The sequence below is a fragment of the Chlorogloeopsis sp. ULAP02 genome, from assembly GCF_038404745.2.
Classification (GTDB): domain Bacteria; phylum Cyanobacteriota; class Cyanobacteriia; order Cyanobacteriales; family Nostocaceae; genus Chlorogloeopsis.
This window is the reverse complement of record NZ_JAYKTT020000078.1, coordinates 22314-48842: the sequence shown is the minus strand read 5'-3', so window position 1 is coordinate 48842 and position 26529 is coordinate 22314. Positions and strand designations below refer to the sequence as shown.

The following is a 26529-nucleotide window of genomic DNA, read 5'->3' as shown; positions in this document are numbered from 1 at the left end:
AATAAATTTCGAGGGCTAAAAGCTAAAGTCTGCTTAAGCAGACTAAATAAGATTTTCAGTTAGTTTTAACTGACTTGGGCTATGAGCCTGGAACTTCTAGTTCCAGGCATTTTATGAGCTGCAAGATGTGAATAACTAACTACCGATACTGGTGTTGCTCTAATAATTGTTGCGCTCTTGGCTTATAAATTAAGTAGAACAAAGCCTCAATATAACGCAACAAATCCTCTCGATTTTCTTTAGAGGTAAAGTTCCAGAAGCCATAAATTCTTGCTAAGGATAGCAGCTTATTCGTATGAATTTTCCAAGTATAAGTGCTATAAACTCGGTCAATAGCTCGCCTAGAAATTTCATACCAGTAATCTGGCTGTTGTTCGCATTTTTGAACAAAATCTAGAATTTTTGCGCCTGTTTCTCCTAAATTGGTAGGATTTATGTAAAATCCGTTGATTCTATCCTGAATAATTTCTAAAGGCCCACCAAACTGTGTAGCAAAAGTAGGTAATCCGGAAATCATTGCCTCTAGAATAGTCAAACCAAACGCTTCAAACAAAGCAGGTTGTACAAAAATACCTTGATGCTCGGCAATGACGCGGTAAATTTCTCCAGAGTCTATTTTCGACAAACGTACACCCAACCAGCGAATTTTGCCTTGAAGATTGTACTCTTCAATAGTCCGGTAGAGTTTGACTATTTCTTCGCGTTCTTCATTATCTCCTGATTCTTCGACGCGTAATTTACCTGCCACTAAAATTAAGTTGCAATGCTCTTGTAATTCTTTAGTTTGCCCGAAACATTCAGCTAAACCTGTGAGATTTTTGATGCGATCAAGACGCGCCATTGAGAAGAGAGGACGTTTGTTGGGATCGTCAAGCTTACCAAATACTTGAGTCGGATCTTCTAATGTGAACAGCATTTCTTCAATGCGTTGGCGATCGCTCTCGACTCGTTCTTGAGTACGCGTGTAGGGAAAGAAGTAATTTTCGTTCACCCCTGGTGGAACAACATTGAACTTAGGACTAAATAGTTCAATCCCATTCACGACATGATACAAATCCGGCATAGTGAAGCATTTATAAGATTCGTACTGCCCTACACTATCCGGCGTGCCAACAATTTCTTGGTAAGTGCTGCTGATGATGAAATTAGCAGCATTCATTGCCAATAAATCAGCAGTAAACTGTAATGAAAAGTGATATTTATCCTCTAAATCATTCCAGTAGAGGTTACTGAACAAATATTTAGTCTTTTCAAAAGCGTGGGCAATGTTGCACTGCGTTACACCCAAACGACGTGACAACAAAAATGCCACCAAATTCCCATCAGAATAGTTACCAACAATTAAATCTGGTCTACCCTGAAATTCTGCCATTAGTTCTTTTTCTGCATCAATGGCATAAGTTTCTAAATAAGGCCAAATTTCAAACCGCGAGATCCAATTTTGAGTCATGTTGGGATTGAATTCCCGCAGTGGCACGCGCAAAATCCAGGCATTTTCTGTGCCGTAGACTTTTTCTAAACGTTGATTGCAGAGAGTGCCATCACTATTGGGGATCAAGCGGGTGAGAATAATCACCTTTGGTTCAACATTCAGTCCTTCTAAACCTGCTTGGATGGCGTCTTCTTGGAGCTGCTTTTCTAAGCTTTTTGCCTGATCGAGCAGGTAAACAACTTGTCCGCCAGTATCGGGACGTCCTAAAACTCCTTCTTGCCCAAACCAACCGTGGGGAGATACCAAGACGATTCTAAAAATGATCGGAATGCGGGAAATAAATGCTTCTAAGGTTTGATGATCGGGAGAGTCGATTAATTGATCGAGCATTTCTAGGGTTTCTTGCACGCGGGCGGCGGTATTACCCCAACCAGGTTCAAACCCCATTGTTTGCAATTGGAAGCGGAATTCTTCGTAGGGTTCATCACTAGGACGATTGCTCACGAAAGCGATCGCACTTTTGACTTGCTCGGAAAGCTGCTTTTGAGATTTAATGCGATTGTTGATTAAAAGCTGGACACCATTATATTGATGTAGGCTTAAGAACACAAACAAGCTTTCTAGCCATTGTTTAGGATCTTGAAGGAGTTTGCTAGAAAGGTAACGGTTGAGAAACTGTACTCCTTTACCAATGTTTTTCGGATCGCGAATCATTGGGGAGTAGTCGTAAAATGGGCCAAAATCCAACTCCAACAAATCGCCTTCGTTGGGATGAAATCTGTTTACCAAGCGATCGCGTAAATCTAAAAGTTCTTGCACCGACATTGCTTCTACGCTCAAATCTTCCGTGAGCCGATAAACTTCTTGGCTAGCAATTTTGGGGCGGATAATCAAACAGAAACTAGACTCATCTGGAATAATTTCCTGGGTGTAGTAAAGTAATTTACCCAAATGCGATGAGGTGTAAAATTGCTCTGGTTTTTGGTAATGAGAGCAATAATCGCGATATACATTTTGAATGTCATTCCGTAACAAATATTTTTTTTCTTGATGGCGTAAATCGCTCAAAAATGAACGTAAATCGAGTTTTTCTTCACTATTGAGGACTGCTTGAATTAATTCAGACATGGAAATCTACCAAAAGAGACTGGAGCTTTGATGTTGAATTTACCTTAGAACGAGAAGAGAATGATGAGTTTTGGTAAGACAAAGTTCTTAATCTATAACGTTTCTCAAATTTCACATCTTGCACTACTACATGACAGCCTGGAAGCGGCAGCCCACAAACTCTCGTTACCAGGTTAAACCTAGTAATAATAACTAGAGCCTCTGGCTCTTCTTGAGCAGGGTGCAAGAGATCAGAAATGGAAGAAGTGCAGATGAACGCAATTAAAGAACTCAGACTCAAAGCATAGAAGTCAGAATATTGATTATTTCTGGCTTATCTATGCTTAATTTTGACCAAAAAGCAGATATTTATTCTCATTTCTCTTAATATCGTTACCTTTCTAGGCCTATCTTAATTTCTATCTCTTTGTACTCTAACTAAAGGCATACGTTGACTGGATATCAGGTATCAGTTATCAATTTTTTCTCTAGGCGTTGCATAATTGCGGGATGATTTTGGAATTTGCATCAAGTATAATCTCTGCGTCTGGTTGTCTTTGCGTCCCCGCGTCAGCCTCAATCATCCCCTTATTCAGTAACGCCTTTCCCTGTTCCCTATTCCCTGTCCCCTATCTCCTTCAATAGACTAACAATCGCTTCAATCAACACCTTTGGCTCCACAGGTTTAGCAATATGCATCTGAAATCCGGCAGCGATCGCTTGTTGCTGATTATACTCTCCGGCGTAAGCAGTCAGGGCAATTGCAGGTATTTGTCTTGCTTGTTGTGATGGCAAAGCCCGCACCTGATGCATTAACATATAACCATCTATCTTTGGCATAGCAATATCAGCAAGCAAAATATCAGGTAGTTGTTGCTGCAAAGCTGCAAGCGCTTCAGTTGCTGATGGTGTGACAGTAACTGAAGCTCCTACATCCTTTAAGATTCGAGCTAGCAATTCCCGCATATCTACTTCATCATCTACAACTAAAACGCGTACCCCGCTCAAACTCATCTGTTCTTTAGTAGACTCTTTTTCGCTGTTTTCTTCGCACTCAGTTGGCACAAATGGCAAGCAGACTGTAAAAGTTGCCCCTAAATTTTCTCCAGGGCTTTCTGCTTTTACTGAACCACCGTGTAGCTTTGTCAAATAATGAACTATAGATAATCCTAATCCCAGTCCGCCAAACTTTCTATTTGTAGAGTTGCTCTCTTGAGAGAAGCGTTTAAAAACATGAGGGAGAAAGTCGGGATTGATGCCTTTACCTGTATCGCTAACTTGAATTTGGGCGTAAGAATCAAAATACTCTAGTTTGACTGTAATTGTTCCTTCTTCTGGGGTGAATTTTACCGCATTAGAAAGCAAATTCCAAACTATTTGTTGTAAACGGCTAATGTCTCCTTTCATGGGGTGAGGAGTATAGTCCAAAAAGGTTTGAATTTGAATTGCTTTGGCTTGTGCTGTGGAACGAATTGTTTCTAGTGCGCCTTGAATCACATAAACTAAATTGACCGTTCTAAGATTCAAGCTCATTTTGCCCTGGATAATACAAGATACATCCAATAAATCGTCAACTAACTGAGTTTGTAACTTAGCGTTCCGCTCAATTGTTTCTAGAGCATATTCGGTTGTTGTGGCATCAAAATTCTTTAATCGCAAAATTTGCGCCCAGGCAAGTATTGGTGTTAGGGGAGAGCGCAATTCATGGGAGAGAATAGCCAGAAATTCATCCTTGATTCGACTTGCTGCTTCTGCTGCTTCTTTTGCTTGTTGTAATTCTAATTCTGCTTGTCTGCGATTGGTAATATCTCGGCAAACACAAAGAACAGTTTCAACAGAACCATCCTCAGCAAATTCAGGTACAAGACGACTCGACCAATATTTTATTCCCGTAGCAGAGGGAAACTCCGAATCGCAAATTAGTTCCTGTTTGGTTTCAAAGACTACTTGTAGTGCTTGATGCCAAGGATTGACGATCGCTTCGGAATAACCGAGTTCCGATAGTGTTTTACCAATCCACTCAGGTACTGGAATACCCGTCTCTAACCCTACACGAGGATTGACATATCGAAGACAAAGGTTGCGATCAAATCGAGAAATCATATCTGGAGCATTTTCAACCAGTGCTCGGAATTCTTGTTCTCGTTGCCGAAGCGCTTCTTCTGCACGTTTGCTCTGTGTGATGTCATGAGTCAGGGCGAGAATTTGCTGGATCTTTCCTTGGCTGTTGAGTAGGGGTACATACTTTACAATAAAAGTGATTGGCTCGCATTTCTGGCATTCAAAGAAGGTGAGGGTACACTCTCCAGTCTGCAATTGCCCGGTTTTAACAGTTTTTAGCAACAGGGGTAAATAGGCATTGGTAACTTCAGCAGGAAAAACATCTTCATCCCGATGCCCAATAAATTGTTCTAGAGTTCTCCCGCTTAGTTGTAGTACTTTGGTGTTGACAAACTGAAAACGACGTTGAGCGTCATAAAGCATGAACAGTTCTGGGAGATTTTCCACTGCCAGTCGAAATCTTGCCTCAGAAAGACGTAATGCTTCCTCTACCTGTTTGCGATCGCTAATATCCTTGTTAAAGCACCGACTGTAAATGAAGCGATCGTCTTCCCACAATACATTAGAGTTGATTAAAACATATTTAATCGAGCCGTCTTTGCATCTGAAGCTAGCTTCATAGTCAATTAAAGTTTCCTTTGCTGTTAGCCTCTGGAGGATATCTTCTATCACGTTTTGATCGGCGTAGAATTTGGCGATGTGCTGCCCTATATACTCTTGGGGAGAGTAACCAAGCAAGTCCAATTCAGCTTGATTTGCCCACAAAATGGTTCCATCTGATGATACACAATGTATGCCAATGGGTGCATTTTCAATAAAATCAGCAAGTTCCTGCTCTCGACGACGTAATTCTTCTTCAAGGTGCTTGCGATCGCTGATATCAAATGATGTTCCAATCAGTTTAATAACTTGCCCCTGCTCGTTAAATACAGGCTCTCCGCGAGAATCGAGATATCGAATTGAACCATCCGGGCGTAAAATTCGCATATCAAAGCCATAAGGAATACCTTGTGTGATTGATCGCTCCACAAATTGTTGCAAAATTTCTCGATCATCTGGATAAACCCTTTCAAGTAATTCGGCATAGCTCGGTTCGCTTTGACTTGGCTCGAATCCCCAGTGCTGGAATGTAGTTTCTGACCAAATAATTTTTTGGCTTGCTAGATCAAATTCCCAACTACCGACTTGGGCAACTTTTTGAGCCATTGCTAAATGAGCTTCACTTTGGCGCAGAGCTTCCTGTGCTTGTTTTTGGGCAGTAATATCCAAATCTATGCCTATCATCCGCATCGGTTTACCATTTTCATCGCGATAGACGCGCGCCTTGGATACAAACCAATAAACTGTGCCATCCGCCCAGAGACTTCGGTACTCAATGTTGTAGTCATTCTCGCCTGCGATCGCATTTTGAACTGAGCAAGCAACTCGCTCGCGATCATCTGGATGCACAGCATTAAGAAAAACGTCATAAGTGATCTCGGTATCATTAGTCAGCCCAAGCTTGGCTTGACTGCCTTCTGAGCATACAGTTTGTCCAGAGACAAGATCCCAATCCCACATTATTAAGCCAGCCCCTTCCACAGCCAAGCGCAATCGCTCTTCACTTTCTCGTAACTTTACTTCGATACGCTTGCGTTCAGTGATATCACGCAAAAAAACATTTAACCCATCTTCAGATGGATAGGCATGAATTTCCAACCAAGTATTGAGAGGTTGACAAGGAGCTTCAAAATGGACTGATACTTGCTCTGTTACAGCACGACGGTATTCTTGTTCTACTTGTGTTCCAGCCAGCCAATGCCAATGTTTCCAATGATTTTTGCCAACAATCTCGTCAGGCGTTTGTCCGTTTTTCCTCGCAGCTTTTTGATTGATATATACGATCCGCCAGTCTTTATCTAATGCGACAAAAGAATCTGTAATACTTTCGAGGATTGAGTGAAGTTTGTCACGTGTGGCTGCGCTTAGTTGTCGTAACTGTTGCTCGTAGTCTGTGGCTTGTTGACGAAGTTTTGCTGCTGTTTCTATTTTTGTCGAGGTTTCGAGGCGTTTTTGTTCTTCTTCATAAACACGAGCATTGGCGATCGCATTTTTGATTTCTGTGGCGATTAAGTCAAAAAAGTCCCAATCATCTTGAGCTAAAACACGTTTATTATTGACTCCTACTACCAAAATTCCTATTAGTTGGTTTTGCCCAGGCTGTGCTATTGGTAAAGCAAGAGCCGTCCAAGTTCCGGGTGGTGCAAAATTCCAATGATTAGGCAGATTATCGATAGTTGTAGGCTGTCCGGTTTCGACTACTTCAGCAAAACGCCATATTAAGTTATCTGTCAAATTTATTACTTCTATATTCCCAATCTTTTTTGCTTCTAAACCTACTGTTTCTATCAGTCGTGCTTGATTATTGGGTTCTACGAGATATAGTAAGGCAAAAGGTATATCAGTAGAATTACTACCTAAGCTTTCCATGAGTAAACGGCAGGAATCCCTGACTGTGTTGGCATTACTGCCTTTGACTGCCAAATTTCGTATAGTTTGCAAGCGACGTTGAGCGATCGCAGTTTGGGTTTTCTCGCTACAGCTAATAAAAATACCTGCTACCAAGCCGTTCTCATCACGAATTGGACTGTAGGAGAAGTTTAGATATGCTTCCTCCAGATACCCATTGCGATTTAAAAAAAGTTGTATATTTTCTGAAGTTGCCCCTTCCCCTGTCTCTATGACTTTTTGAAGCACAGGTGCAATTGCAAGCCAAAGTTCAGGATACGCTTGGGGTATTGTTTGCCCAAGTGCATGGGGATGTTTATCTGCAAGGAAGGGTATGTAAGCATCGTTGTAAAACTGGAGAAACTCAGAACCCCAAGCAATAACTATGGGATAATGGGAATTGAGTAAAATACTGACAGATGTGCGCAAGCTTGGCGGCCAGTTTTCCACAGAACCAACAAAAGTGCTTGCCCAGTCAAAGCAACGCATTAGGGTACCCATCTGTCCACCACTAGCAAATATGCCTTCTAGGGAATTTGCTTGCTTTTGGCTCATTTCAAGTACTCCTAATTGGGCAAGAATACAATTACAAGAAATTGAGCACAATTTTGTTTCTGGCGCAGTGTGTAATTAATTTTTGCCATTGCTACTATAAGTTTTCCCTTCTATTAATATTTGGAAAGTTTATTTTCAAATTAATGGCCAATTCCCTTTCAGTAAGTTCTAACTCCATGTTTTCATTAGAGCTTATCTATACTTTGAGCATAATGCCGTGAATATCTTGTCGTGCTGGTTTGAGACTTCCCCCAGAGTGGGTATTTAATTTCCCACTTTTAACATCTTCCCATAGAGAGGTTATCTTATTCTTTAAACAAAATCACATCTCTCAAAAGATATAAAGTAGTAAATCTAGAACTGTCAAATGTAGCCTCTGAACTCCGAATTTTAACTCTTGTTGATTTAATTGCAATTAATCATGAATAAATTCTCAATTACTGCCTATGGCAACAAAAGTTAATTTATCTTATTTGACTATTACTACAAATTTAAAAATAGATAAATTTAAATCAAGTTTTTTATTATACAACATAAATATTCAGTTTAAGTATTTATAATTGCATGCATAAACTATACATGAACCAAGGTCGATTAACATGACTGAACATACTCACAATACAACGGTAGCAGACCACAGTGTAGGTAACATAATTATTATTTCTCTTCTCGCATTGTGTGGCTTAACATTCATTTTTTTGTTAGGAATTTTTTAGTTAGGACTCAACAATTTGGTATTGGCTAAACTCTCTATTAAACAGCAGCCCAGACATTTCAAACCGTGGACTGCTGTTTCGTTTTGGAGACTAATGTAGAAGCCAGATGAGAAAATAAGTAGGGACTGAAGCAAGGGCTAATTATTAACTGATGCTCGCAAAAGTAATCAGAAATAGTTAAAGCGAAGTACTTTTTAAGTTAAGTCTGAACTTTAAATCAATCTGAAAAAGCAAAAAGCGCCGAGGAGTGTTACCGTGTTTCCACCCTTAGCGCTTTTTGATTTACACTTGCTCCTCACACACAACTAAACAATATCACTGCTTTAAGAGCATTACAAGTATCTAATATGAAGATTCAAGACCATTACAGGTATTTAATATGAAGATTGTGTAAACTATGTAACCTCAAAATTAAAAAGCGCTTAAGAGTGTTGCCGTGTTTCCACTCCAAGCGCTTTTTACTTCAAACTTACTCCTCACACAATCAAAGAGTAGCATCGGTTCTAAATCTCTACTTACAGATTAGTGACACTTTCGGGAGTGTACTAAGTAGGGGCTAGGGGAAGAAGACGCGGGGACAAGGAGATAAGAAAAATTCTCCCTCGCTCTCCCACTTTCCATGTCCTCTTCCTCCCCCTATTTAATGCAAAAAGTGACGCACGCCAGTAAATACCATGACTAAACCTAGTTCGTTTGCAGCTTGAATGGAATCTTGATCTCTTAAGCTTCCACCTGGTTGAACAATTGCAGTAATTCCGGCAGCAGCAGCAGTTTTGACAGAATCATCAAAGGGGAAAAATCCATCACTGGCAAGAAAAGCTCCTTTGGCTTTTTCCTGGGCTTGTTCGAGTGCTATTTTCACCGAACCAACACGGTTCATTTGCCCTGCGCCCACACCTAAGGTTGTGCGATCGCCACTCACAACAATGGCGTTCGATTTGACGTGTTTGCAAACTTTCCATGCAAATAACAATTCTTCTAATTCGGTTGGGGTGGGTTGACGTTCAGTGACGACTCGCCATTTACTAGTATCGGCAACAATGTCATCTGAGGCTTGGACGAGAAAACCGCCTGCTATCACCTTCACGGTATCTTTAGAACCACTACTCAAATCTGGTAGGATTAACACCCGCACTTTTGACTTAGCCGTCAGAATTTCTTTGGCATCATCTTCGCATCCTGGGGCAACTACACATTCTAAAAATGTCTTGGTTAATTCAGTTGCAGTAGCGCTATCGATGGGGTAATTAAGTGCAACAATGCCACCAAAAGCAGAAACGGGATCGGCATTCAATGCTTTTTGATAAGCTTCTACAATAGTGTTTCCTAGTGCCGTACCGCAGGGATTAGTGTGTTTGATAATTGTTGCTGCGGGATTGTCTGTGAATTCTGCAATAATCCGACGGGCTGCTTCTAAATCAACTAAGTTATTATAACTAAGTTCTTTGCCTTGGAGTTTGGTAGCGGCTGCCCATCCACTTGCAGTTGTGCCACTTTGATACCAAGCTGCACTTTGATGGGGGTTTTCACCATAACGCAGAGATTGCAGTTGTTGTCCAGAAAGAATAAACTGTGACCGTAGGGTTGATTCTGAAGCTGACTGCTCGCTCAAATAAGATGCGATCGCTTGATCGTAACTAGAAGTATGCAAAAATCCTTTCAACGCACACTTTTGTCGAAACGCCAGCGAAGTTTCGCCGCCATGTTGCCTTAATTCTTCTAAATATTCGCCATATTGAGCAGGATCGCACAATACTGTGAGATGAGCAAAGTTTTTCGATGCTGCTCTTAGCATAGCAGGGCCACCAATATCAATTTGTTCAATTGCCTCAGCTAAAGTTACACCCTCTTTCGTGATAGTAGCTTCAAAAGGATAGAGATTCACTACCACTAAATCAAGCGGACGAATTTGGTTGTTTTCCAAATCTGCCATATCTTGCGGTATATCCCTTCGCGCTAAAATACCGCCGTGAATGCGAGGATGCAGCGTTTTGACTCGCCCACCTAATATTTCGGGAGAACCTGTGTAATCGGCAACTTTCGTAACTGGTAATCCTGCATCTTTTAGAGTTTGGGCAGTGCCTCCACTGCTGATAATTTCAAAGTCAAATTCTTCTACCAACCTCCGGGCAAGGTCAATTAATCCTGTTTTATTAGATACACTTAGCAGTGCCAGACGCGCCATAATTCCCCAGCTTTTTTAATCAAGATCATCAAGAGCAGATGATTATTGTATAAAACTTGGTGGAAAGGAAGCACAAACTTTCAAGAGTGAATCGAGATTATTGTGATTTTAGTTTTTGAGAGACTTTAGTAACTGTATGGGACGTACATTGCTCACATTGAGATAAAGCTTTGGATGGTGGATGAACATATAGTGCTCATATTCGTACCAATGCATTTCTCCTTTTTCTTTGTTACATCTTTGGCAAATAACCCATAAGTTCTTGAATTCCATTGATAACCAAGGATATTGCGATCGGGGTAACTTATGATCTATTGTTTTGCCATCTCTTTGAGAGTATCTTTCCTCGCAGATTGGACATAACCAATCTGAATTTTCTCTTACCCAGTCTTTACTTTCTTGGGTTGTTCCACACTCACTATCACCATTTATATAACGCCAATTGTCAAATTTTCGATAATCTTCAAAATCTTGACGAGTTAGTTTGTGATATCGCTTTTTACCAATTTTGTCTGCTAACTTAAATAATTCCTTAAGCTCTTTTTCTTCTAGATTCACAGGCTCTTCCATTAAAATTTAACAGTTCGATATGACTTTTGATTGCGTTTCTTGCGAGAGCTATTATTAATTTTGTCACTGAAGTCAATAACTTCAATTTCGGTGTCAGGAAATTGCTTATCTATCTCTTGTGCAATCTCATTAACTTCTTGAGCTAACTTTTGGTTAAACTCTTCCCTTTCTTGAATAGTAAGATATTTATTTCCAATGCGATCGGCTTCTATAAATAATTCTTCAAGAGTTAAATCCTCAAATTTATATTTATCTGAAATCTCTTCAACTTTCTGGTAGAGATTAATAATATTATCCCAACCAACATTTCTGTAACCATTATCTTTTAACCACTGCCTGTCTTCTTGATGCAGCTTGCTTCGATTCTTAGAGTTAGCACTTTGAACCTCGCAATAACTCAATCCTTTAAAAGTTCTTTTTGTAGACTTTTTACTTGCCATTGCTCTAGCTCCTTAACCCAGTGTCCAACTGAACAATCTAATTAGCACTTTTTTAATTTCACTTTCTTCATATTGAAGGAGCAATTTCGTATCTCTTGCCAGTCTTAGCCTAATTTGATCGACTATATTTTTCAAGTCTTTATTATCTTTTTTAAGCTGCTCATTTGCATCAATTAATTCATCATTTTGAGAAGTTAAATTTTGGACTTTAGAAGCTAAAGAATTATTTTCGGATGACAAGCTTTTGATGTCAGCTTCCAGTTTAATCCTTTTATTTTCTAGTATTTTTTTCTTGTTTTCTAGTTCTTTTTTAGATTCTTCTAAATTTTTGATAGATTTCTCTAAATCCTGATGCTCTTTTTTTAAAGATTCTAAATTCTTCTCTGCCTGGCTATGCATCCTTGAGAAATGTGCGTTATTGCGTCCTAAATTAGAATTTTTCTGAGCAAAAGATTCAATAAGCTTTACTGTACTAGGTTCATTCTTGAGAACATCAAGCAACCTTTCACATTCTGCCTTTGCGAGTGACTGGCTAATATTCTTATTAATACCGTATTTTTCTTTTAAAGTATTTTGCAGCTCATCCTTTGATGCCATTTAGCTACCGTCCAAGAAATCTATTATTAAACTGATAACATTGCTTGCAAAGATAAACAACAAGTGTTAGGAACACTCATCAATTACCCTGACACTAGGCGAGTGATTTAGGTTCCTGAAAAACTAGGCAGCTTACTCACACGACTACCAGGAATGTTTCAAATTTCTCCTCTAGCACAGGCAAGCCATCTTCCTTTAAGGCAGCAATACAACCCGCGATCGCTAATTGATAATAGCAATACCTATTTCTCGTTAACGAGGCTTTGACGAAGGTTTGTGGGCTGCCGCCTCTGGATTGTTTAATATAAGCGATCACTGTAATTTCTCATCAAAAAAGTCAAAATAATATTTAACACTCACTTTTTGTCTTGTTGATTGATTGGTGTAATACTTTCAACTCCCCGGTTTCTATCGAACTAAGTTGTCTGTGACTCTGAGGGTTCTGATTTAAGTATCCACATATGAGAATTTGAGCCACATCACCGTGGGTGACAAAAATAATTTGCTTCCCTTTGTATAGACTATCAATTTCTCTCACCGCAGATGTTGCACGTTCTAAAACTTCATAGGTGCTTTCAACCCACCACTTTTTATGACACGGATTCTGGTAGTCTTCTAGCCAAACTTTTTGGTAATTAATGTTTTCTGTGAGTTCCCATTCACCAAAAAAACGTTCTCGCAAACGACTATCGTAATAAATTTCTTTAGCTAAGACAATTTCTGCAACTAACGATGAAGTTTGAACTGTTCTCAGAAAAGGAGAGCTATAGATGATATATTCACTTTCAGTATGGGTAGCTGTAATTAATCGGTAAATACTATCTTTAATTTCTTGAATACCTTTTGCTGAAAGGCCATAATTTGTGATGCCATTCTTAATATCACTGACAATTAATCTTTGCTCGTTAGCTTCACTGTGTCCATGCCGAAGAATATATAGAGTATTGGAGGAATTGTGTATACTTCCTAGATGGTTGTACATCTTCCAATTCAAGCAAGTCATACAACCTTCATGGTTGAGAGTGTTGTCGCTGTCTGCCAAGCACATAGGCATTTAGTTGATGTTAATCAACATTGCGTTTCCTAGATTCGCTGCATGGTTACAAAACTCTTTGACATATAGTCTTCGCCGAGGTGTATAAAGGATGTGAAAAAAAAGATGATTTATATATTTTGAACTAGAGGGATTGAGGTGATCGCAGTTTAGTTTATCATTCCATTGCTCTTGTTTACTCAGTGTGATGAAGTTTTTCTCTAAGCAGAGTTTCTACCTCATTCTCTGGATTCTCAAGATCGAAAGGATAAGGTTGCTGTGTAGCGGGATCGCGACGACTCATCAAAACTTGCATGCTGCCCGAAATGCTTCATCGTCATTTCTATGTTCTGAAAGAAACCACTTTAACTCAGTATTAGTCATCTGGTTTAAGTCCTGAATCATAGAACAAAGTTCCAATTTCTATCTGGATCAATTATGACTGCAATTTCATCATTCGTACCAGCCTGAATATAGAGCGTTTTCCGCTATGGTCAAAAGCTGAAAACTTGAATAGACTGATACAGATTGGAAAGTAACTGACAAAGGAATGACTGTTTTTGTGTGGGCAAGCTTCAATTCCTGAAATGATGGCAAATTTAGCGTATCAGAAGTTAATTTACATACTACTAACGATGTGCGATCGCACTGCTAATTACTCAGTTCATCTAGCACTTATATCTCCACTTTTGGAATAGCAGGTAGACGAGCATCATTGGTTAAAAAGAATGCACAACCACCCTGAATAGCTGTCGCAATCTGGATTGCGTCTGGAGTTTGCAAGCTTTGTGTTGCTCTAAGTTGGGCAGCGAGTTCAGCTATTGCAGGAGAAACAGGCAGAGTGATTAGATTATCTTGGTTGAAAAGAATATCACGATACTGCCGAGCTACTTCGATATTCCCCAATCTCAGTGGGTGTACTAGTACCTCTGTTAGTGTCAATACAGATGTAACAATTTGAAAATCACCTTGATTTACACCTTGAAAAAAGCCACGAACCATCTCCAAATATGTCAAATTCTGTTCAACAAAGTAGATAAGTGGGGCGGTATCCAAGCCAATTATTTGTCCCTGTAAGGGGATTAACCATTCCATGAAGCTCGTTCCTGATTGACATACTCTTGGGCATCAATGCCCTGCCAAATTTCCTTTCCTAATCCTTCCAGTTCCATAATGCTTCGTTTGGGTTTTGAAGTTACACGGCGACGCACGATCGCAGCTAACTCCTCCAACAGGCGGAGTTGCTCGTCTGGTGTCAAATTCTCAATTTGGCGGCGGATTTCTTGATAAGTAGCCATGATGCTTCATAGCGTCTCTACTGCCAATCATGCCATATTACTTCTAGCTTCATCAGTTTATTTTCAAATGTACTCTCATCGACAAGCAACCTCGACAAATGCCAAATAATGCAATCTTCGTAGCTTCTCGTGTAGGAAAACTGGCATATAATCCCATCACTATAGTGTGACAAGTAAATTTAGAACTTTACCACTTTTTGTATGGTAAAAATTTGCCAGACATAATAACTTTGACGCGATCGCCTTTTGGATCTTCTTCTTTTTCTACATCCAAAGTAAAATCAATTGCACTCATGATCCCATCGCCAAATTTTTCGTGAATTACCGCTTTCAAAGGCATTCCATATACTTGCATAATTTCATAAAATCGATAGATGAGGGGATCGGTTGGCACAACCGGGCCTAATCCTTTGATAGGATATTCAGTCAACTCCTCAATATAACTTGCATCTAGCCCTAATGCTTCAACTAGTAACTTTGCCTCTTCGGGTGAAGCGCTTGCTTGACGGTAGATGACAGCTGCAATCCATACCTCATCACGTCCTAAAATCTTTTCTAAATCAGCAAAAGAAAGTCCTTTTTCTTTTTTAGATGCTAAAAGCTTTGGAGTGATTTCGGTAATAGACATTGAAAACCTCAGAAAGTGATAGTTGTAATGAAAGCAACTGACTAACCTTTGCAAGAAGTTTACTGGTTCGTTGTGGTGTAATGCAAGTTCTCTCCAGCGGCAGCATTAAAATTTAAAGGCAGGCTCATAACCACTGTCAAATCTTAGTATCATATCAAGTTCGGCTAATCAATTACGATTAAAATTTCTCCGCGTCTTTTTGTCTCCGTGTCCCCGCGTCAACCTTAATGATAAGTCTTTAAGCGGACACAATGTCATCCTGCAACTCAAGTTATTAAGTTCATCAACGATGTCGGGGCTGTCAAAATCTTTGCAGTAGTACACTCTATATACGCAAAGACGCCCATAGGGCGTCTACAGCACTTTCTAGTTAATTTCTGCTATCCCATGCCATCAACCACTGGATGGAAGTAAAAAGCAAATCCCAAAACTGTGTAGGCAGCTAACAATAAAGTACCTTCTAGCCAGTTTGATTTGCCATCAGAACTAATGGTGTTGGCAATCAAAACCGAGACAGCCACAGCTACTAATTCAAAGGGGTTGAAATCCAAATCCATCGGTTGTCCGAGCAATCGCCCCGCAATCACTAACACAGGTGCGACAAATAAGGCAATCTGCATACTCGATCCCACTGCAACCGAAAGAGAAAGATCCATCTTATCTTTCATTGCTACGGTGACGGCAGTGGTGTGTTCAGCAGCATTACCAATGATCGGCACAAGGATCACCCCAGTAAATAATGCTGTCAAACCGAGTTGGGAGGTGGCAACTTCCAAAGAATCTACGAGTAATTCTGACTCGAATGCCACAAGAAGCGTACATACTAACAATACCCCAACCCATAACAAAACATTGGGTTTTTCATGAGAAGTTTCTAGAGCCTGTGTTTCTGCTACTCCCACTTCGTAAAGATAAGAATGGGTTTTCATAGAAAACAGCAGAGTCAAAGCATAGACGAGAATTAATACTACAGCCACTGCTAAGGACAAATTTTGCAGTGTTTTTTCATCAATTCCTGGCGAAGTAAAATCCATTGCTGTTGGCAACAAAATAGCAACCACAGCCAAATTCATTGCAGCAGCATTCATTCGTGCCACAATCGGCTGAAATGTCTGTTCTTTGTAACGCAGTCCCCCCAACAGCATCGATAGTCCCATTACTAGTAGTAAGTTACCTATAATCGAACCGGTAATACTTGCTTTGACTACATTCACATATCCAGCTTTTAAAGCAATGAGAGCAATAATTAATTCTGTTGCATTACCAAAGGTAGCATTTAAGAATCCCCCTAGTGTAGGGCCAACTACTACAGCTATTTCTTCTGTGGCTGTACCCATCCAGGCTGCCAAGGGTAGAATTGCTAACCCAGCTGTGATGAAAACTATTAAATCTCCCCATTCTAAAAAGTGAGCCGCCAAGGAAATGGGGATAAACAGTAACAAAATTAAAAAGAGAAGATTTTTACCTGACATTTGCCATTTCAATTTGAGGGTATCAGTCACAGATGTACCTACAACCAAAAGCCCAAAGCTGTTGGCTGTTAACTATGGACAACCTTAACGCAGAATTTCAAAAATTCAATAGGTGAGTCTGATTGCAGACTCCAGAATACTCTTAAATAGGGGTTTAGTCATTCAAAATTTTTCTTATTTCAGTATTGACAGCAAGGTTTATAAAATTAGGTTGCTTTTTACTGAGCATTTGTAACTTTTTGTTATAAAAGTTTTTAATTTTCCGGAGACGTTACACCATCAAATATGCTTAATATATTAAAAGACAATTAAATTTTGTAGCACTGCCAATGAAAAACTCATTCAATTATGGACTTTTTCAATGGCTTGTTCCTGCCTAGTTTCGGGGAAAAAGGCTGCTTGTTAATCTAGACTATCTCCAATACTCAGATAGCTTTTTTTCCAAATTGCATCTGTCCTTATAGATTTTATCTAAGCTAACATTTGTAGGATGCCGCTATAAAAGGTAGATGGATCGTTCTTTGTCGGCACAACTGCAAGTATTCTTGATTTTGGATAACACTACATGACTTCTGCTGCTGAACTGCCAGCTAGTGCTGGCACAAATTTGACATCGCAAGAAAATATTAAACCCACGAAAATGCCTGAAAACAGGAAACTGGCTACGGGTGTTTACGTCACTGTCCACGGTCATTTTTACCAGCCACCACGGGAAAATCCTTATTTGGATGCGATTGAGCGCCAAGGAGGAGCAGCACCCTTTCATGACTGGAATGAGCGAATTCACTACGAGTGCTATCGCCCTAATGCCTTTGCTAGAGTGTTAAATGACCGAGGAGAAGTACTGGGGATCGTAAATAATTACGAGTATTTGAGCTTTAATATTGGGCCAACACTGATGTCATGGCTAGAACGCCACGATGTCGAAGTTTATCAGCGAATCTTGGAGGCAGATCGCAAAAGTTGCGATCGCTTGAATGGACATGGCAATGCGATCGCGCAAGTATACAACCACATCATCATGCCTCTTGCTAACGAGCGTGACAAATACACGCAGATTCGCTGGGGCAAAGCAGACTTCCGAACCCGATTTGGACGTGATCCCGAAGGAATGTGGTTGGCGGAAACTGCTGTAGACTACCCAACTCTAGAAGCTTTAGTCAAAGAAGGCATTCGCTTTATTGTTCTAGCTCCTTCGCAAGCCCAGCGCTGCCGTCTTCTACCTACCCATGAAAATCCTCATCCAGAATGGCACGAAGTTGGTGGTAGTCAAATTGATCCCACACGTCCTTATCGTTGCTATCTCAAACCTACACTCAGCACAGCATCTTCACCGTTGAGTGGAGTTTCTTTGTCTCCCAGAGAGGAAGACGCGGAAAATGATGGGATGTGCGCATCCAGCGATCCCGAATCTCTGCCTTACATTGATATATTCTTCTATGATGGCCCGATCTCGCGCGACATGGGATTTAGCGACGTCTTATTCAATTCCCATCACTTAATGGGGCGGGTTGGTGCAGCAGTACGTGGGGATCATCGTCCCGCCCAATTAATTTCTGTGGCGACAGATGGAGAAACCTTTGGACACCATAAGGGAGGAACCGAAAAAACTTTAGCTTACGCTTTTATAGAAGAGTTTCCCCGTCAAGGCTGGGAAGTCACTAACTTTGCCCACTATCTCAGCTTAAATCCTCCCACTTGGGAGGTGGAATTAAAGCCAGTTACTGCTTGGAGTTGCGCCCACGGTGTTGATAGATGGCAAGATAACTGTGGTTGCGGTGGCGGCGGCGAGTGGCATCAACTATGGCGTCGTCCGTTAAGAAATACTTTAAATTGGCTGCGGGATCAACTCATAGAAGTATATGAAGAACATGGCAAACTGTTTTTTAACGATCCCTGGCAAGCAAGAGATGAATATATAGAAGTAATTCGCGATCGCTCCCCTGCCAATGTTCACCGTTTCCTCTGTCGCCATCAAAACCACAAATTATCGGATGCAGAACGAGTAGATGCTTTACGTTTATTGGAAATGCAGCGTCACGCGTTACTGATGTTCACTAGTTGCGGCTGGTTTTTTGAAGAAATCTCACGCCCAGAAGGAACACAGATTCTACGTTATGCAGCTCGTGCTTTAGAGCTAGCAGGAGATGTGGCAGGAGTGCAATTAGAAAAAGGTTTTCTCAAGCGCCTTACTCTTGCCCCCAGTAATGTTGATCTGTTCAAACATGGTGGCGAAGTATATCGCCAACTAGTGATGACTTCACAGATTACCTTCAAGCAAGTTGCAGCCCACTATGCGATCGCTTCATTGTTTAACAATCATAAAGCCGAAATCCGCAATGGAGCGTCCACGAAAAATAGTGCTGCAAAACACCACCTCTATCAAAAGCGCGTCTATTGCTACAATCTTCATGAGCAAGATTACCAGCTACAACGCTTGGGATCACTAACAATGGCTATAGGTCATTTAAAGTTAGTGTCAGAAATTACTTGGGAAAGTGAACATTTAGTGTTTGCAGTTCTACATTTAGGTGGGTGGGATTTTCACTGTTGCATTCAACCGTTCCAGGGAAGGCGTGCTTACAGTCAACTCAAAGAAAAACTGTTAGCGTCAATGCAACAAGCTAGCGCGGCTCGCACGATTGCAGTCATGATGCAGTTATTTGGGGATCAAGCATTTGGCTTAGAAAATCTTTTTGCTGAGGAACGTTACCGCCTGATGCAACTGCTCAGTCAGGAAACTCTGTCCCGTTTAGATCAACTTTACACACAAACATATCGAGACAATTATGGTGTGTTGATGGCGTTCCACCGGGATGGGCTAGAAGCACCGCAAGAGTTGCAGGTAGCAGCAGAAATTGCCTTGGGTTATCGCTGTATGACAACATTGCGATCGCTAGAGCAAGAGCTAACCGAACTGCAATTGAGCATGAATTACATAGTGGAATTAGAGGCGATCGCAAACGAGGCGAAACATTTGCGTTGTCGGTTAAATAATCTCCAAGGCAAGCAGATGTTAGAGCAGATCATTTTGCGATTGCTTTGGCAACTGTTATACGATGCTAACGGTACCTTTGATGCAGATTTGTTGCGGTTGGAAAGATTGATAGATGTAGCGTATCAGCTAAATATCGGTATCTCCTTAGCTCGCTCTCAAGAACTTTATTGGAATTGTCTGCAAAATCAAATTCCATCCCAGTACAACTTGGAAATTGGCAAAAATGAGGATTTAACTAGATGCCGTCAAATGTTAAAGTTCGGGCAGAAGTTAGGCGTTGATGTTGATTGTTATTTGAATCAGTTGGGCTGATATTTTCTGAAATTGGGCTGACGCCCACAGGCGTCAGCCTTTCGATAGGAGTAGCCGGAGATTTATATCAAATTGTCATTGAACTGGAGACACAGACTAGGTATGGATGGGGATCGCAACCCCACCCAACCCGTAAAGAATTTTCCTTCCAATCATTAGCACACTGAAAACAAAGGGGATGTGTATGGGTTTGTAGAAATTCAGTATAAATGAGCGACACTTCTGAAGCGGCACCACTACCAAAAGCCCCAGTAGCGATCACTAAAGCCACTTCTAATCTTTGTTTGCCTTTCGGTTTTTGCTCCTATTATTAGTATAATTTTTAGCTATATTGTTTTAAGTTGTTTGTAGGGCAATGTAGAAACTAAGCTTAACTCTCTGAGCAAATCAGAAAAACTGCACTACTCTTGCGTATCAAAAGTCTAGTGAGTAGGCACTATGAAGATTGTTCAAGAAGTTTCTTTAATTAGCATTGGGAATTTTGAGGAATCAAACGATTGGGCTATCATTCGCGCTGAAATCCGTGATGCTATCTCTCTAATCGTGCATCCTCCTGGTACATCGAGCTTTACAATCAATCCAACAAAGCATGGTAATGGTGTTAAACCAATTAAAGAAGCTTGCATGATTGCGTTAAAAGATAGATTTGGATGGAGGCTCGAAACCCCAATTAACTATGCAACAAAATCACCAGGAAAAGTGGATGCGACAAAAGTCGTTGACAACTATCTTTTCGCCCTTGAATGGGAAACTGGTAATATCTCTTCAAGTCATCGAGCAATCAATAAAATGGTTCTTGGGTTACTACGTGGTGTTTTTTTGGGTAGTGCCTTGGTACTTCCAAGCAGAAAACTTTACCCTTACCTGACGGATCGAATCGGTAACTATGAAGAGTTAGAGCCATATTTTGATGTTTGGCGAGCAGTCAGAATTAGAGAGGGTTTTCTTGCAATCTTTGTAATTGAGCACGATCAAATAAATAATAATGTACCAACGATTACTAAAGGAACAGACGGTCGTGCGCTGATCTAAAGTGGTTTTGTGCGAATAGCTACGTAGAGAAAGGAAGTTGAAGTTGTGATGTAGTTATTTTTCGCTGCTTTAATCTCTTGCTTCCCCTCGCTGATTCCCACTGTTCTGTAATTCCGTTAGCCAGATTAGTCAATCGTTCTACTGCTGGATCTGTATCCCCAATTTCTGAACCAATCCAGTAACGATGTAGCTTTTCTGCCGCATAAAATGTAGTGCCAGATCCTCCGAATGGATCAACCACAATCTGCTCTGGATTCGATGCCATTGCAATCACCCGCTCTAACATAATGGGAGCAAGTTCATTAGGAACTCGTTTTTTGTGCTGGCGATGACGAACTGGTGGAATATCAGTCCACATTTCTTCTGTCAATGTCCATAAAACGTCAGTAGAATCAGCTTCAGGAGCATCCTCCCAAACGTCTTCTGGTGCATCCCAAACATCCATTAAGTTAATACCCTTTTCATTAAGTTTTTTTCGATGCCCCCCATAATCACGAATTTCTCCACCGCAATGCCGACAAACTTGAATAGGTGTGTAGACTTTGTTGAAGATTGCTGGTTCTCCTTTGGTGTAATAGAGTAATCCGTAGTGAGCAGGAGACATCTTCTTGCCTCTTGGGAAAGCTTTCGGCATTCTGCAAGCAATCCAGTGCCGGAACCACATTCCCTGGCGATTGAGGTATGCACCATACTCTATGCACCATTTAGGCAAGTTGAATACAAATAAACTACCACCGGGTTTAAGTACTCGAATGCTCTGATCAAGCCATTTTTGCGACCAAATTAGGTATTTATCTGCCTCCATCCGATCACTTACACCTTCACCATATTCTTTACCAAGATTAAAGGGTGGATCGGCAAATACGAGATCTACAGACTCATCGGGCAGTGCTGACAGAAGTTTAAGACAGTCTCCCTGATAGAGGATGCCATACTCACTTATATAAACCTGTTGCAATCCTTGTTGAGTTGCAACATCAGTTGCAATCAGTTGAAAAGGGAGCATTTATTTAACCTTTAGTACATTATTATAGCTTGAGTCTACGTAGTCTATTGTCAATTGTCAATAGAGTTTTTTGGAGAAGTTGTACTACGTGGTTGATAGGGTTTTCCAGTAGGCTGTGTTTTATATCTCTCTACTTCAGCTGCTTCTATATAGTAGTAGCGCCCAAGTTTGCGAGCTATAATCTGACCATTCTTAATTAAGTCGTGAACTCGCTGACGGGTTACACTAAGTAGCTTTGCAGTTTGGGCTACAGAGAGTAGTTCAGGATTGTCATTTGAACTGGAGTCTGTCATAAGATAAGCTGAAGGTTGCTTTGATCCCAAAAATCAGTTTTCCCTATATTGCACCCTCAAGCCTAACTCAAGTCCTGCAAGATCAGCACAACAAAAAGCATACGCCAATAAACTAAGACTGACTTGGAGCAGATTGACAAACGAACTTGGTGAGCTTGCAAAGGTTATTTGCCCTCACTTAACTCTGACAATGAGCTCAAAGAGCATGGCGAACAGCTATACAGTTCAGTTCGCCATTTACAACTGATTGTATTATCCCAATCCGGCCATAAGATTTTTGTACCCGTATCGATACTGTTTTAACGTACCCTTAAACAGGTTGAGGCTGTTTTTGACAGAAAAGATAATCGCAATATACTGCCCAAGCTGCTCCAAATAAACCAGTTAGAGAACCTGCGATCGCTGCTCCAGCTACCCATCCCATTGGCCCAAGCCAGTCCGTAATTTCACATAATACAGCTGTGCTAACTTTAGAAACGACATAGGCTGTACCTGCTGCTGCTGCTGTTACTAAACCTAACTCTGCTAGCATTTCCATGACATTCTTGTCTGATAAATCTTCTTGAAAATAGATTTTCCAGATCGAAGTGTACATGGCAATATCAGAGGCTGTTAAAACTACCTGTTTTGGAACTTCAATCCCAGGGGTTGGCGCAGCTGAAGCACCACCACTACCGATCGCGCAAGTGGCAATCGCTAAAGCAACTTCTAATCTTTTTTTGCCCAGACTACTCACGGTATTATCTCCTACGACTTTTGCGGAGGGTTTTGGGAGTTGTATTCATATCAACCCCCTACAATCATTTTCCCTAACTAGGGTAGACTATTTTCTGGACAGGGTTGTAGTTAGAGCTATTTTCAGATGAATAGACCAGACAATACTGTAAGAGCGGGTTTTGTTTCAATCTCTAGCTCATACCGAGTTGCGTTCAAACATATTAGTTTTGGCAGGCAGGGGGGCAGGGGGTAGGGGAGAAATACTACCTCCAAGTTGCAACTTAGTATCAAAACGAAAGGATATCTCCTAAACCCGCCCCTACAAAAAATTATGGTTCAAATAAATGAAATTTGCTGTAAAAAGCTAATCCTGAAACTCATCGTTATTTTCATAATTTTCGCAGGCAATCGCTATGATTTCTGTTGAGCTATGCCAACGGAAGCGATCGCTCACCCTTTCAGGTGATGTCGTTTATATTTTCTGAACGATATCTTAAAAGCATCTGGAGTTGAGGAACTCTGGAGGCTAATTTTATGAAAAAAATTATTATGGCTAGTGTTGTGGCTTTAGCTACTACTACCGGATTACTTCTGGGCAACCAACCAGCCCAAGCTCATCGACGTTACGATTATTATCGCCCATATCCTCTATATCCATTGAGATCCTGCTATCCAGTTACTCAATGGTTTGTTGATGAAGATCCTGCCTATCATCCTCAAGCCTACGCTGATGGTTACCGTCAAGGAAGTCAGAGAGCTAAACAAGGAAAGGCTTATAAACCCCGTACTGCCGGAGGTGAATTTGCCCGTGGTTTTGATGATGGGTTTTACGGAAGGGAATTTGCTGGGCAAAAACAAATCGTTCCTAATGTGTACAAGCCATACACTAGAACAGACTGTGGTTGGTTTTGATTCTTCTTTTAGGTAGGAGTAGGAAGAAAACTATCCTGCTCCTAATTAAATAGAAGGCAGAAGTTTTAAGTTTAATTATGTCCATCTAACTACTAGGGGCAATTGCTTGTTTTTGCTCTTCTTTTTTTACGTTTCGTCTACCCCAGGGCTTGATCACTGAAATAGCAATGATAGCTAAAAGACAGGATGTCTGAATGACTGCACCCACAAGTATTGCTTTTTGGTCAAACACATATAATGGATTTTGCAATGCTTGTAACCTTTGTGCTTTTGAAATAGCAGTCATTGCATTTGTCCACGGCCCCAACCACAATGTACCAAAAATAATGAGTGTTACAGTCGCCACCCACTTCACAATTACCCAGTAGTGTTTGAAAAACCCCCAAATTGTCAACCAGCAGAGCAGCCCACCTGTTAATAATGCCAGATTAGCAGCAGGGATAATCACAAAGTCATCTAGCAGTTTTAAAACTGAGTTGATCGCATACAACTCATCTCCGTTGAGAGTGTTGCGGTTGCTCAAAGCGATCGCAATCATACATAAAGCTGTTCCAAACCAAATCCCTCCAAAGGCAACATGAAAGGACAGCAACCAGTTTTTCTGCTTGACACTTAGCTTTTTCATAGTGATTTTATTTTGCTAGTTGTAATTAGTTGGCTTATAGTTAGGCAACTAATTAAAATTACAATAAGCCAGACTCTTTGGCAATAAATAAGCTAATTTAAGTAGCCGCTCCGCGTCTACCGGGCGTCTACAAGTCGGGGAACCTGCAAGGGCGCACTGCCTCACCATAACGTATGAGAAACTTTCTTACCTACTTACAGAAGCCGCTTTGCGTCTACTGCCTTCTGCCTTCTTTCTGCCTTCTACTAGTTACGGTTCAAGCATTGCAGGAGTTCCAGACTTTAACTTCCCTAATAGTTCAATCAGCGTCTTTTTCTCTTTGTCAGTCAGATTCGCCATTAAACCAGTGGTACGGCAAAAGTGATCTGGTAACATTTGGGAGAGTAATTGCCGTCCTTTGTCTGTTAACTGTACGCTCAACATCCGCCGATCATCTGGGTAAGGCTGACGTTGAACTAATCCATCTCGTTCTAATCCATCTAAAAGTCCTGTGATCGTAGCTCTTGTTACACCTGCACGTTCTGCACATTCGGATGGTGTTAACCCTTTTTCGTCAGTGATAAACAACTGCATTAGTAAAGTAAATTTTCCCATCGAAAGACCATAGCGAGCAAAGTGAACATCTAAAGCTGTGTAAACATCAATAGTAGTAGAGAGAAAAGCTAGACAACTTTCTACAGAAGCTAGATCTAACTCTGGAAAAATATTGGTAAGTTGTTCTAAAGCTTGACGATTGACAAAGGGGCGTAACGTAACCACAGTCTTGAATCATTTTAATTAGCTGACTAACTATAAGTTAACTTAAAAGATTAATAGACAAGGGCAACTCTTGGCAAAGTCATAAACCACAGAAGCGATTCTCCTCCCCAGAGGCTTCGCCAATGCCCAAACCAACTAATTTTAATGAGATGATTTCTTATTAAGAGTTAAACTTTTGATCTCTCTCAAGCGATCGCTATGACAATCACCCTTTCCCAGCAAGCTTTTGATGAACTATTTCATGAGATGGTGGAACCTTCCCAACACCCAGATCCAAATGATGAGTTGGACGTAGTATACAAATATCCGCGACGGCTGGGACAAGGTTACTGGCGAAGAATCGAGTTGCGTCAAGGGTTGGAGTTGATCATTGGAAATGTACAAATGCGCACTCGCATGATCATCATACAGCCAGAACAGGAACATGAGTTGTTAGAGTATCACTTTCATTTTTCTGGGGAGCATCATGATAAATACAGAACTGTTAGCGGGGGTGAATATAGTTTCTTAGGGAGTGGACTAGATCCAAAGCAAACCAGTTATTGTTCAGATCAAAACTCCTTTCTGGAGATAAGTATCTATATGCAGCCTAAATTACTATATTCTTTTGCTGCCAATCCAGAAGGACAATTACCCCAGGCACTGCAACCGTGGATTCGGCAATCTCATCAAACATATTACTGCCGCTGTGGAACTGCAACACCTGCAATGCGAACTGTTGCAAAGCAAATTATTCAGTGTCCTTATCAGGGAATTGCCAAGCGCCTGTATTTGGAGGGTAAAGCTTTAGAATTAATGGGGTTGTTGGTTGCACAGGAGATAGAAATAAAGGATGGTAATAACCACCTACACACTTTGAAGCCAGATGTAGTAGAAAGAATTTACCATGCCAGAGATATTTTGCTAAAACGATTGAATAATCCGCCTTCTTTTATGGAACTGTCAAGGGCAGTGGGTTTAAACGATTATTTGCTTAAACAAGGATTTCGTCAGGTATTTGGCACAACCGCTTTTAATTATTTACATCACTATCGCCTAGAACAAGCCCGTGAACTCCTAGAAACTGGAGATTTGAAAGTGTCAGAAATTGCTAACATTGTTGGGTTTGTTAGCCATAGCTACTTTGCCACAGCCTTTAAGAAAAAATTTGGTCTTTGTCCAAAGCAATATCAAATGCAGCAGAAAAAATCCTTCCAGCGATAAAAAAAAATCCCTCTAGTGATAAAAAAGTCTTCAAATCACACCAAGAAATTAAGTATGTTTGTTGACAATTAATATCAACTTTGGTGTGAGC

At 40.7% G+C, this 26529-nt stretch carries 23 protein-coding genes; 4 read left to right on the top strand and 19 right to left on the bottom strand.

Features of this window, described 5'->3' with window-relative positions:
* Positions 1 to 139: 139 nt before the first annotated feature.
* From U2718_RS27825 to cax, 13 genes are all read right to left on the bottom strand, one after another.
* The gene (locus tag U2718_RS27825) at positions 140 to 2560 is read right to left on the bottom strand and encodes a sucrose synthase (protein WP_341997945.1); all 2421 of its coding nucleotides are present in this window, start codon (positions 2558 to 2560) and stop codon (positions 140 to 142) included.
* A 594-nt stretch (positions 2561 to 3154) separates the two neighbouring features.
* Entirely contained in the window at positions 3155 to 7642 is a 4488-nt protein-coding gene (locus U2718_RS27820) for a PAS domain S-box protein (RefSeq protein WP_341997943.1), read from the bottom strand.
* A 1356-nt stretch (positions 7643 to 8998) separates the two neighbouring features.
* On the bottom strand, positions 8999 to 10543 hold the full coding sequence (gene purH / locus U2718_RS27815) for a bifunctional phosphoribosylaminoimidazolecarboxamide formyltransferase/IMP cyclohydrolase (protein WP_341997941.1): 1545 nt from the start codon (positions 10541 to 10543) through the stop codon (positions 8999 to 9001).
* Between the two features lie 108 nt (positions 10544 to 10651).
* Positions 10652 to 11113 (bottom strand): HNH endonuclease signature motif containing protein, encoded by a 462-nt coding sequence (locus U2718_RS27810; RefSeq protein ID WP_341997939.1) that lies wholly within the window; start codon positions 11111 to 11113, stop codon positions 10652 to 10654.
* On the bottom strand, positions 11113 to 11553 hold the full coding sequence (locus U2718_RS27805; protein ID WP_341997938.1) for a hypothetical protein: 441 nt from the start codon (positions 11551 to 11553) through the stop codon (positions 11113 to 11115). The genes U2718_RS27810 and U2718_RS27805 overlap by 1 nt, the downstream gene beginning before the upstream one ends.
* A gap of 12 nt (positions 11554 to 11565) precedes the next feature.
* A complete protein-coding gene (locus U2718_RS27800; protein WP_341997936.1) occupies positions 11566 to 12150 on the bottom strand; it encodes a hypothetical protein in 585 nt (194 codons plus the stop codon).
* Between the two features lie 136 nt (positions 12151 to 12286).
* Positions 12287 to 12466 (bottom strand): hypothetical protein, encoded by a 180-nt coding sequence (locus U2718_RS27795; RefSeq protein ID WP_341997934.1) that lies wholly within the window; start codon positions 12464 to 12466, stop codon positions 12287 to 12289.
* Positions 12467 to 12499: 33 nt separating this feature from the next.
* The gene (locus tag U2718_RS27790) at positions 12500 to 13198 is read right to left on the bottom strand and encodes a histidine phosphatase family protein (RefSeq protein ID WP_411813377.1); all 699 of its coding nucleotides are present in this window, start codon (positions 13196 to 13198) and stop codon (positions 12500 to 12502) included.
* A 288-nt stretch (positions 13199 to 13486) separates the two neighbouring features.
* Positions 13487 to 13567, bottom strand: coding sequence for a DUF6887 family protein (locus tag U2718_RS27785; RefSeq protein WP_411813380.1), 81 nt, complete (start codon positions 13565 to 13567; stop codon positions 13487 to 13489).
* 291 nt (positions 13568 to 13858) lie between these two features.
* A complete protein-coding gene (locus tag U2718_RS27780) occupies positions 13859 to 14278 on the bottom strand; it encodes a type II toxin-antitoxin system VapC family toxin (protein WP_341997930.1) in 420 nt (139 codons plus the stop codon).
* The gene (locus tag U2718_RS27775; protein WP_341997929.1) at positions 14266 to 14481 is read right to left on the bottom strand and encodes a hypothetical protein; all 216 of its coding nucleotides are present in this window, start codon (positions 14479 to 14481) and stop codon (positions 14266 to 14268) included. Before U2718_RS27775 ends, U2718_RS27780 begins: the two co-directional genes overlap by 13 nt.
* 187 nt (positions 14482 to 14668) lie before the next feature.
* The gene (gene cynS / locus U2718_RS27770; protein WP_341997927.1) at positions 14669 to 15109 is read right to left on the bottom strand and encodes a cyanase; all 441 of its coding nucleotides are present in this window, start codon (positions 15107 to 15109) and stop codon (positions 14669 to 14671) included.
* A 380-nt stretch (positions 15110 to 15489) separates the two neighbouring features.
* Positions 15490 to 16581 (bottom strand): calcium/proton exchanger, encoded by a 1092-nt coding sequence (gene cax / locus U2718_RS27765; protein WP_341998105.1) that lies wholly within the window; start codon positions 16579 to 16581, stop codon positions 15490 to 15492.
* A gap of 565 nt (positions 16582 to 17146) precedes the next feature.
* Here cax and U2718_RS27760 point away from each other — a divergent pair.
* Entirely contained in the window at positions 17147 to 19891 is a 2745-nt protein-coding gene (locus tag U2718_RS27760; protein WP_341997925.1) for a DUF3536 domain-containing protein, read from the top strand.
* A 67-nt stretch (positions 19892 to 19958) separates the two neighbouring features.
* Here the strand turns inward: U2718_RS27760 and U2718_RS27755 are convergent, their stop codons facing one another.
* Positions 19959 to 20162 (bottom strand): hypothetical protein, encoded by a 204-nt coding sequence (locus tag U2718_RS27755; RefSeq protein ID WP_341997923.1) that lies wholly within the window; start codon positions 20160 to 20162, stop codon positions 19959 to 19961.
* Positions 20163 to 20329: 167 nt separating this feature from the next.
* Here U2718_RS27755 and U2718_RS27750 point away from each other — a divergent pair, with 167 nt between their 5' ends.
* The gene (locus U2718_RS27750) at positions 20330 to 20923 is read left to right on the top strand and encodes a restriction endonuclease (RefSeq protein WP_341997921.1); all 594 of its coding nucleotides are present in this window, start codon (positions 20330 to 20332) and stop codon (positions 20921 to 20923) included.
* A 19-nt stretch (positions 20924 to 20942) separates the two neighbouring features.
* Here U2718_RS27750 and U2718_RS27745 read toward each other — a convergent pair whose 3' ends face one another.
* The 3 genes from U2718_RS27745 to U2718_RS27735 all read right to left on the bottom strand — a co-directional run bounded on the left by U2718_RS27745 (position 20943) and on the right by U2718_RS27735 (position 22958).
* The gene (locus tag U2718_RS27745; RefSeq protein ID WP_341997919.1) at positions 20943 to 21929 is read right to left on the bottom strand and encodes a site-specific DNA-methyltransferase; all 987 of its coding nucleotides are present in this window, start codon (positions 21927 to 21929) and stop codon (positions 20943 to 20945) included.
* A 50-nt stretch (positions 21930 to 21979) separates the two neighbouring features.
* Positions 21980 to 22222: a helix-turn-helix domain-containing protein gene (locus tag U2718_RS27740; protein WP_341997917.1), complete on the bottom strand. Its 243-nt coding sequence runs from the start codon at positions 22220 to 22222 to the stop codon at positions 21980 to 21982.
* A 310-nt stretch (positions 22223 to 22532) separates the two neighbouring features.
* Positions 22533 to 22958 (bottom strand): hypothetical protein, encoded by a 426-nt coding sequence (locus tag U2718_RS27735; RefSeq protein WP_341997915.1) that lies wholly within the window; start codon positions 22956 to 22958, stop codon positions 22533 to 22535.
* A gap of 515 nt (positions 22959 to 23473) precedes the next feature.
* Here U2718_RS27735 and U2718_RS27730 point away from each other — a divergent pair.
* Positions 23474 to 23851, top strand: coding sequence for a hypothetical protein (locus U2718_RS27730; RefSeq protein ID WP_341997913.1), 378 nt, complete (start codon positions 23474 to 23476; stop codon positions 23849 to 23851).
* Between the two features lie 85 nt (positions 23852 to 23936).
* Here U2718_RS27730 and U2718_RS27725 read toward each other — a convergent pair whose 3' ends face one another.
* Both U2718_RS27725 and U2718_RS27720 read right to left on the bottom strand, forming a co-directional pair.
* Entirely contained in the window at positions 23937 to 24476 is a 540-nt protein-coding gene (locus tag U2718_RS27725; RefSeq protein ID WP_341997911.1) for a hypothetical protein, read from the bottom strand.
* A gap of 249 nt (positions 24477 to 24725) precedes the next feature.
* The gene (locus U2718_RS27720; protein WP_341997909.1) at positions 24726 to 25235 is read right to left on the bottom strand and encodes a MarR family transcriptional regulator; all 510 of its coding nucleotides are present in this window, start codon (positions 25233 to 25235) and stop codon (positions 24726 to 24728) included.
* Between the two features lie 198 nt (positions 25236 to 25433).
* Between U2718_RS27720 and U2718_RS27715 the strand changes: the two genes are divergently transcribed.
* A complete protein-coding gene (locus U2718_RS27715; protein WP_341997907.1) occupies positions 25434 to 26438 on the top strand; it encodes an AraC family transcriptional regulator in 1005 nt (334 codons plus the stop codon).
* The last annotated feature ends 91 nt before the right edge of the window (positions 26439 to 26529 follow it).

Coding starts and splice junctions, on each gene's coding strand:
- U2718_RS27760 (WP_341997925.1), top strand. CDS start 17,147: ATGACTTCTGCTGCTGAACTGCCAGCTAGTGCTGGCACAAATTTGACA.
- cax (WP_341998105.1), bottom strand. CDS start 16,581: ATGTCAGGTAAAAATCTTCTCTTTTTAATTTTGTTACTGTTTATCCCC.
- purH (WP_341997941.1), bottom strand. CDS start 10,543: ATGGCGCGTCTGGCACTGCTAAGTGTATCTAATAAAACAGGATTAATT.
- U2718_RS27820 (WP_341997943.1), bottom strand. CDS start 7,642: ATGAGCCAAAAGCAAGCAAATTCCCTAGAAGGCATATTTGCTAGTGGT.
- U2718_RS27790 (WP_411813377.1), bottom strand. CDS start 13,198: ATGTGCTTGGCAGACAGCGACAACACTCTCAACCATGAAGGTTGTATG.
- U2718_RS27810 (WP_341997939.1), bottom strand. CDS start 11,113: ATGGAAGAGCCTGTGAATCTAGAAGAAAAAGAGCTTAAGGAATTATTT.
- U2718_RS27730 (WP_341997913.1), top strand. CDS start 23,474: ATGAAAAAAATTATTATGGCTAGTGTTGTGGCTTTAGCTACTACTACC.
- U2718_RS27825 (WP_341997945.1), bottom strand. CDS start 2,560: ATGTCTGAATTAATTCAAGCAGTCCTCAATAGTGAAGAAAAACTCGAT.
- U2718_RS27750 (WP_341997921.1), top strand. CDS start 20,330: ATGAAGATTGTTCAAGAAGTTTCTTTAATTAGCATTGGGAATTTTGAG.
- U2718_RS27785 (WP_411813380.1), bottom strand. CDS start 13,567: ATGACTAATACTGAGTTAAAGTGGTTTCTTTCAGAACATAGAAATGAC.
- U2718_RS27745 (WP_341997919.1), bottom strand. CDS start 21,929: ATGCTCCCTTTTCAACTGATTGCAACTGATGTTGCAACTCAACAAGGA.
- U2718_RS27780 (WP_341997930.1), bottom strand. CDS start 14,278: ATGGAATGGTTAATCCCCTTACAGGGACAAATAATTGGCTTGGATACC.
- U2718_RS27725 (WP_341997911.1), bottom strand. CDS start 24,476: ATGAAAAAGCTAAGTGTCAAGCAGAAAAACTGGTTGCTGTCCTTTCAT.
- cynS (WP_341997927.1), bottom strand. CDS start 15,109: ATGTCTATTACCGAAATCACTCCAAAGCTTTTAGCATCTAAAAAAGAA.
- U2718_RS27805 (WP_341997938.1), bottom strand. CDS start 11,553: ATGGCAAGTAAAAAGTCTACAAAAAGAACTTTTAAAGGATTGAGTTAT.
- U2718_RS27715 (WP_341997907.1), top strand. CDS start 25,434: ATGACAATCACCCTTTCCCAGCAAGCTTTTGATGAACTATTTCATGAG.
- U2718_RS27800 (WP_341997936.1), bottom strand. CDS start 12,150: ATGGCATCAAAGGATGAGCTGCAAAATACTTTAAAAGAAAAATACGGT.
- U2718_RS27775 (WP_341997929.1), bottom strand. CDS start 14,481: ATGGCTACTTATCAAGAAATCCGCCGCCAAATTGAGAATTTGACACCA.
- U2718_RS27740 (WP_341997917.1), bottom strand. CDS start 22,222: ATGACAGACTCCAGTTCAAATGACAATCCTGAACTACTCTCTGTAGCC.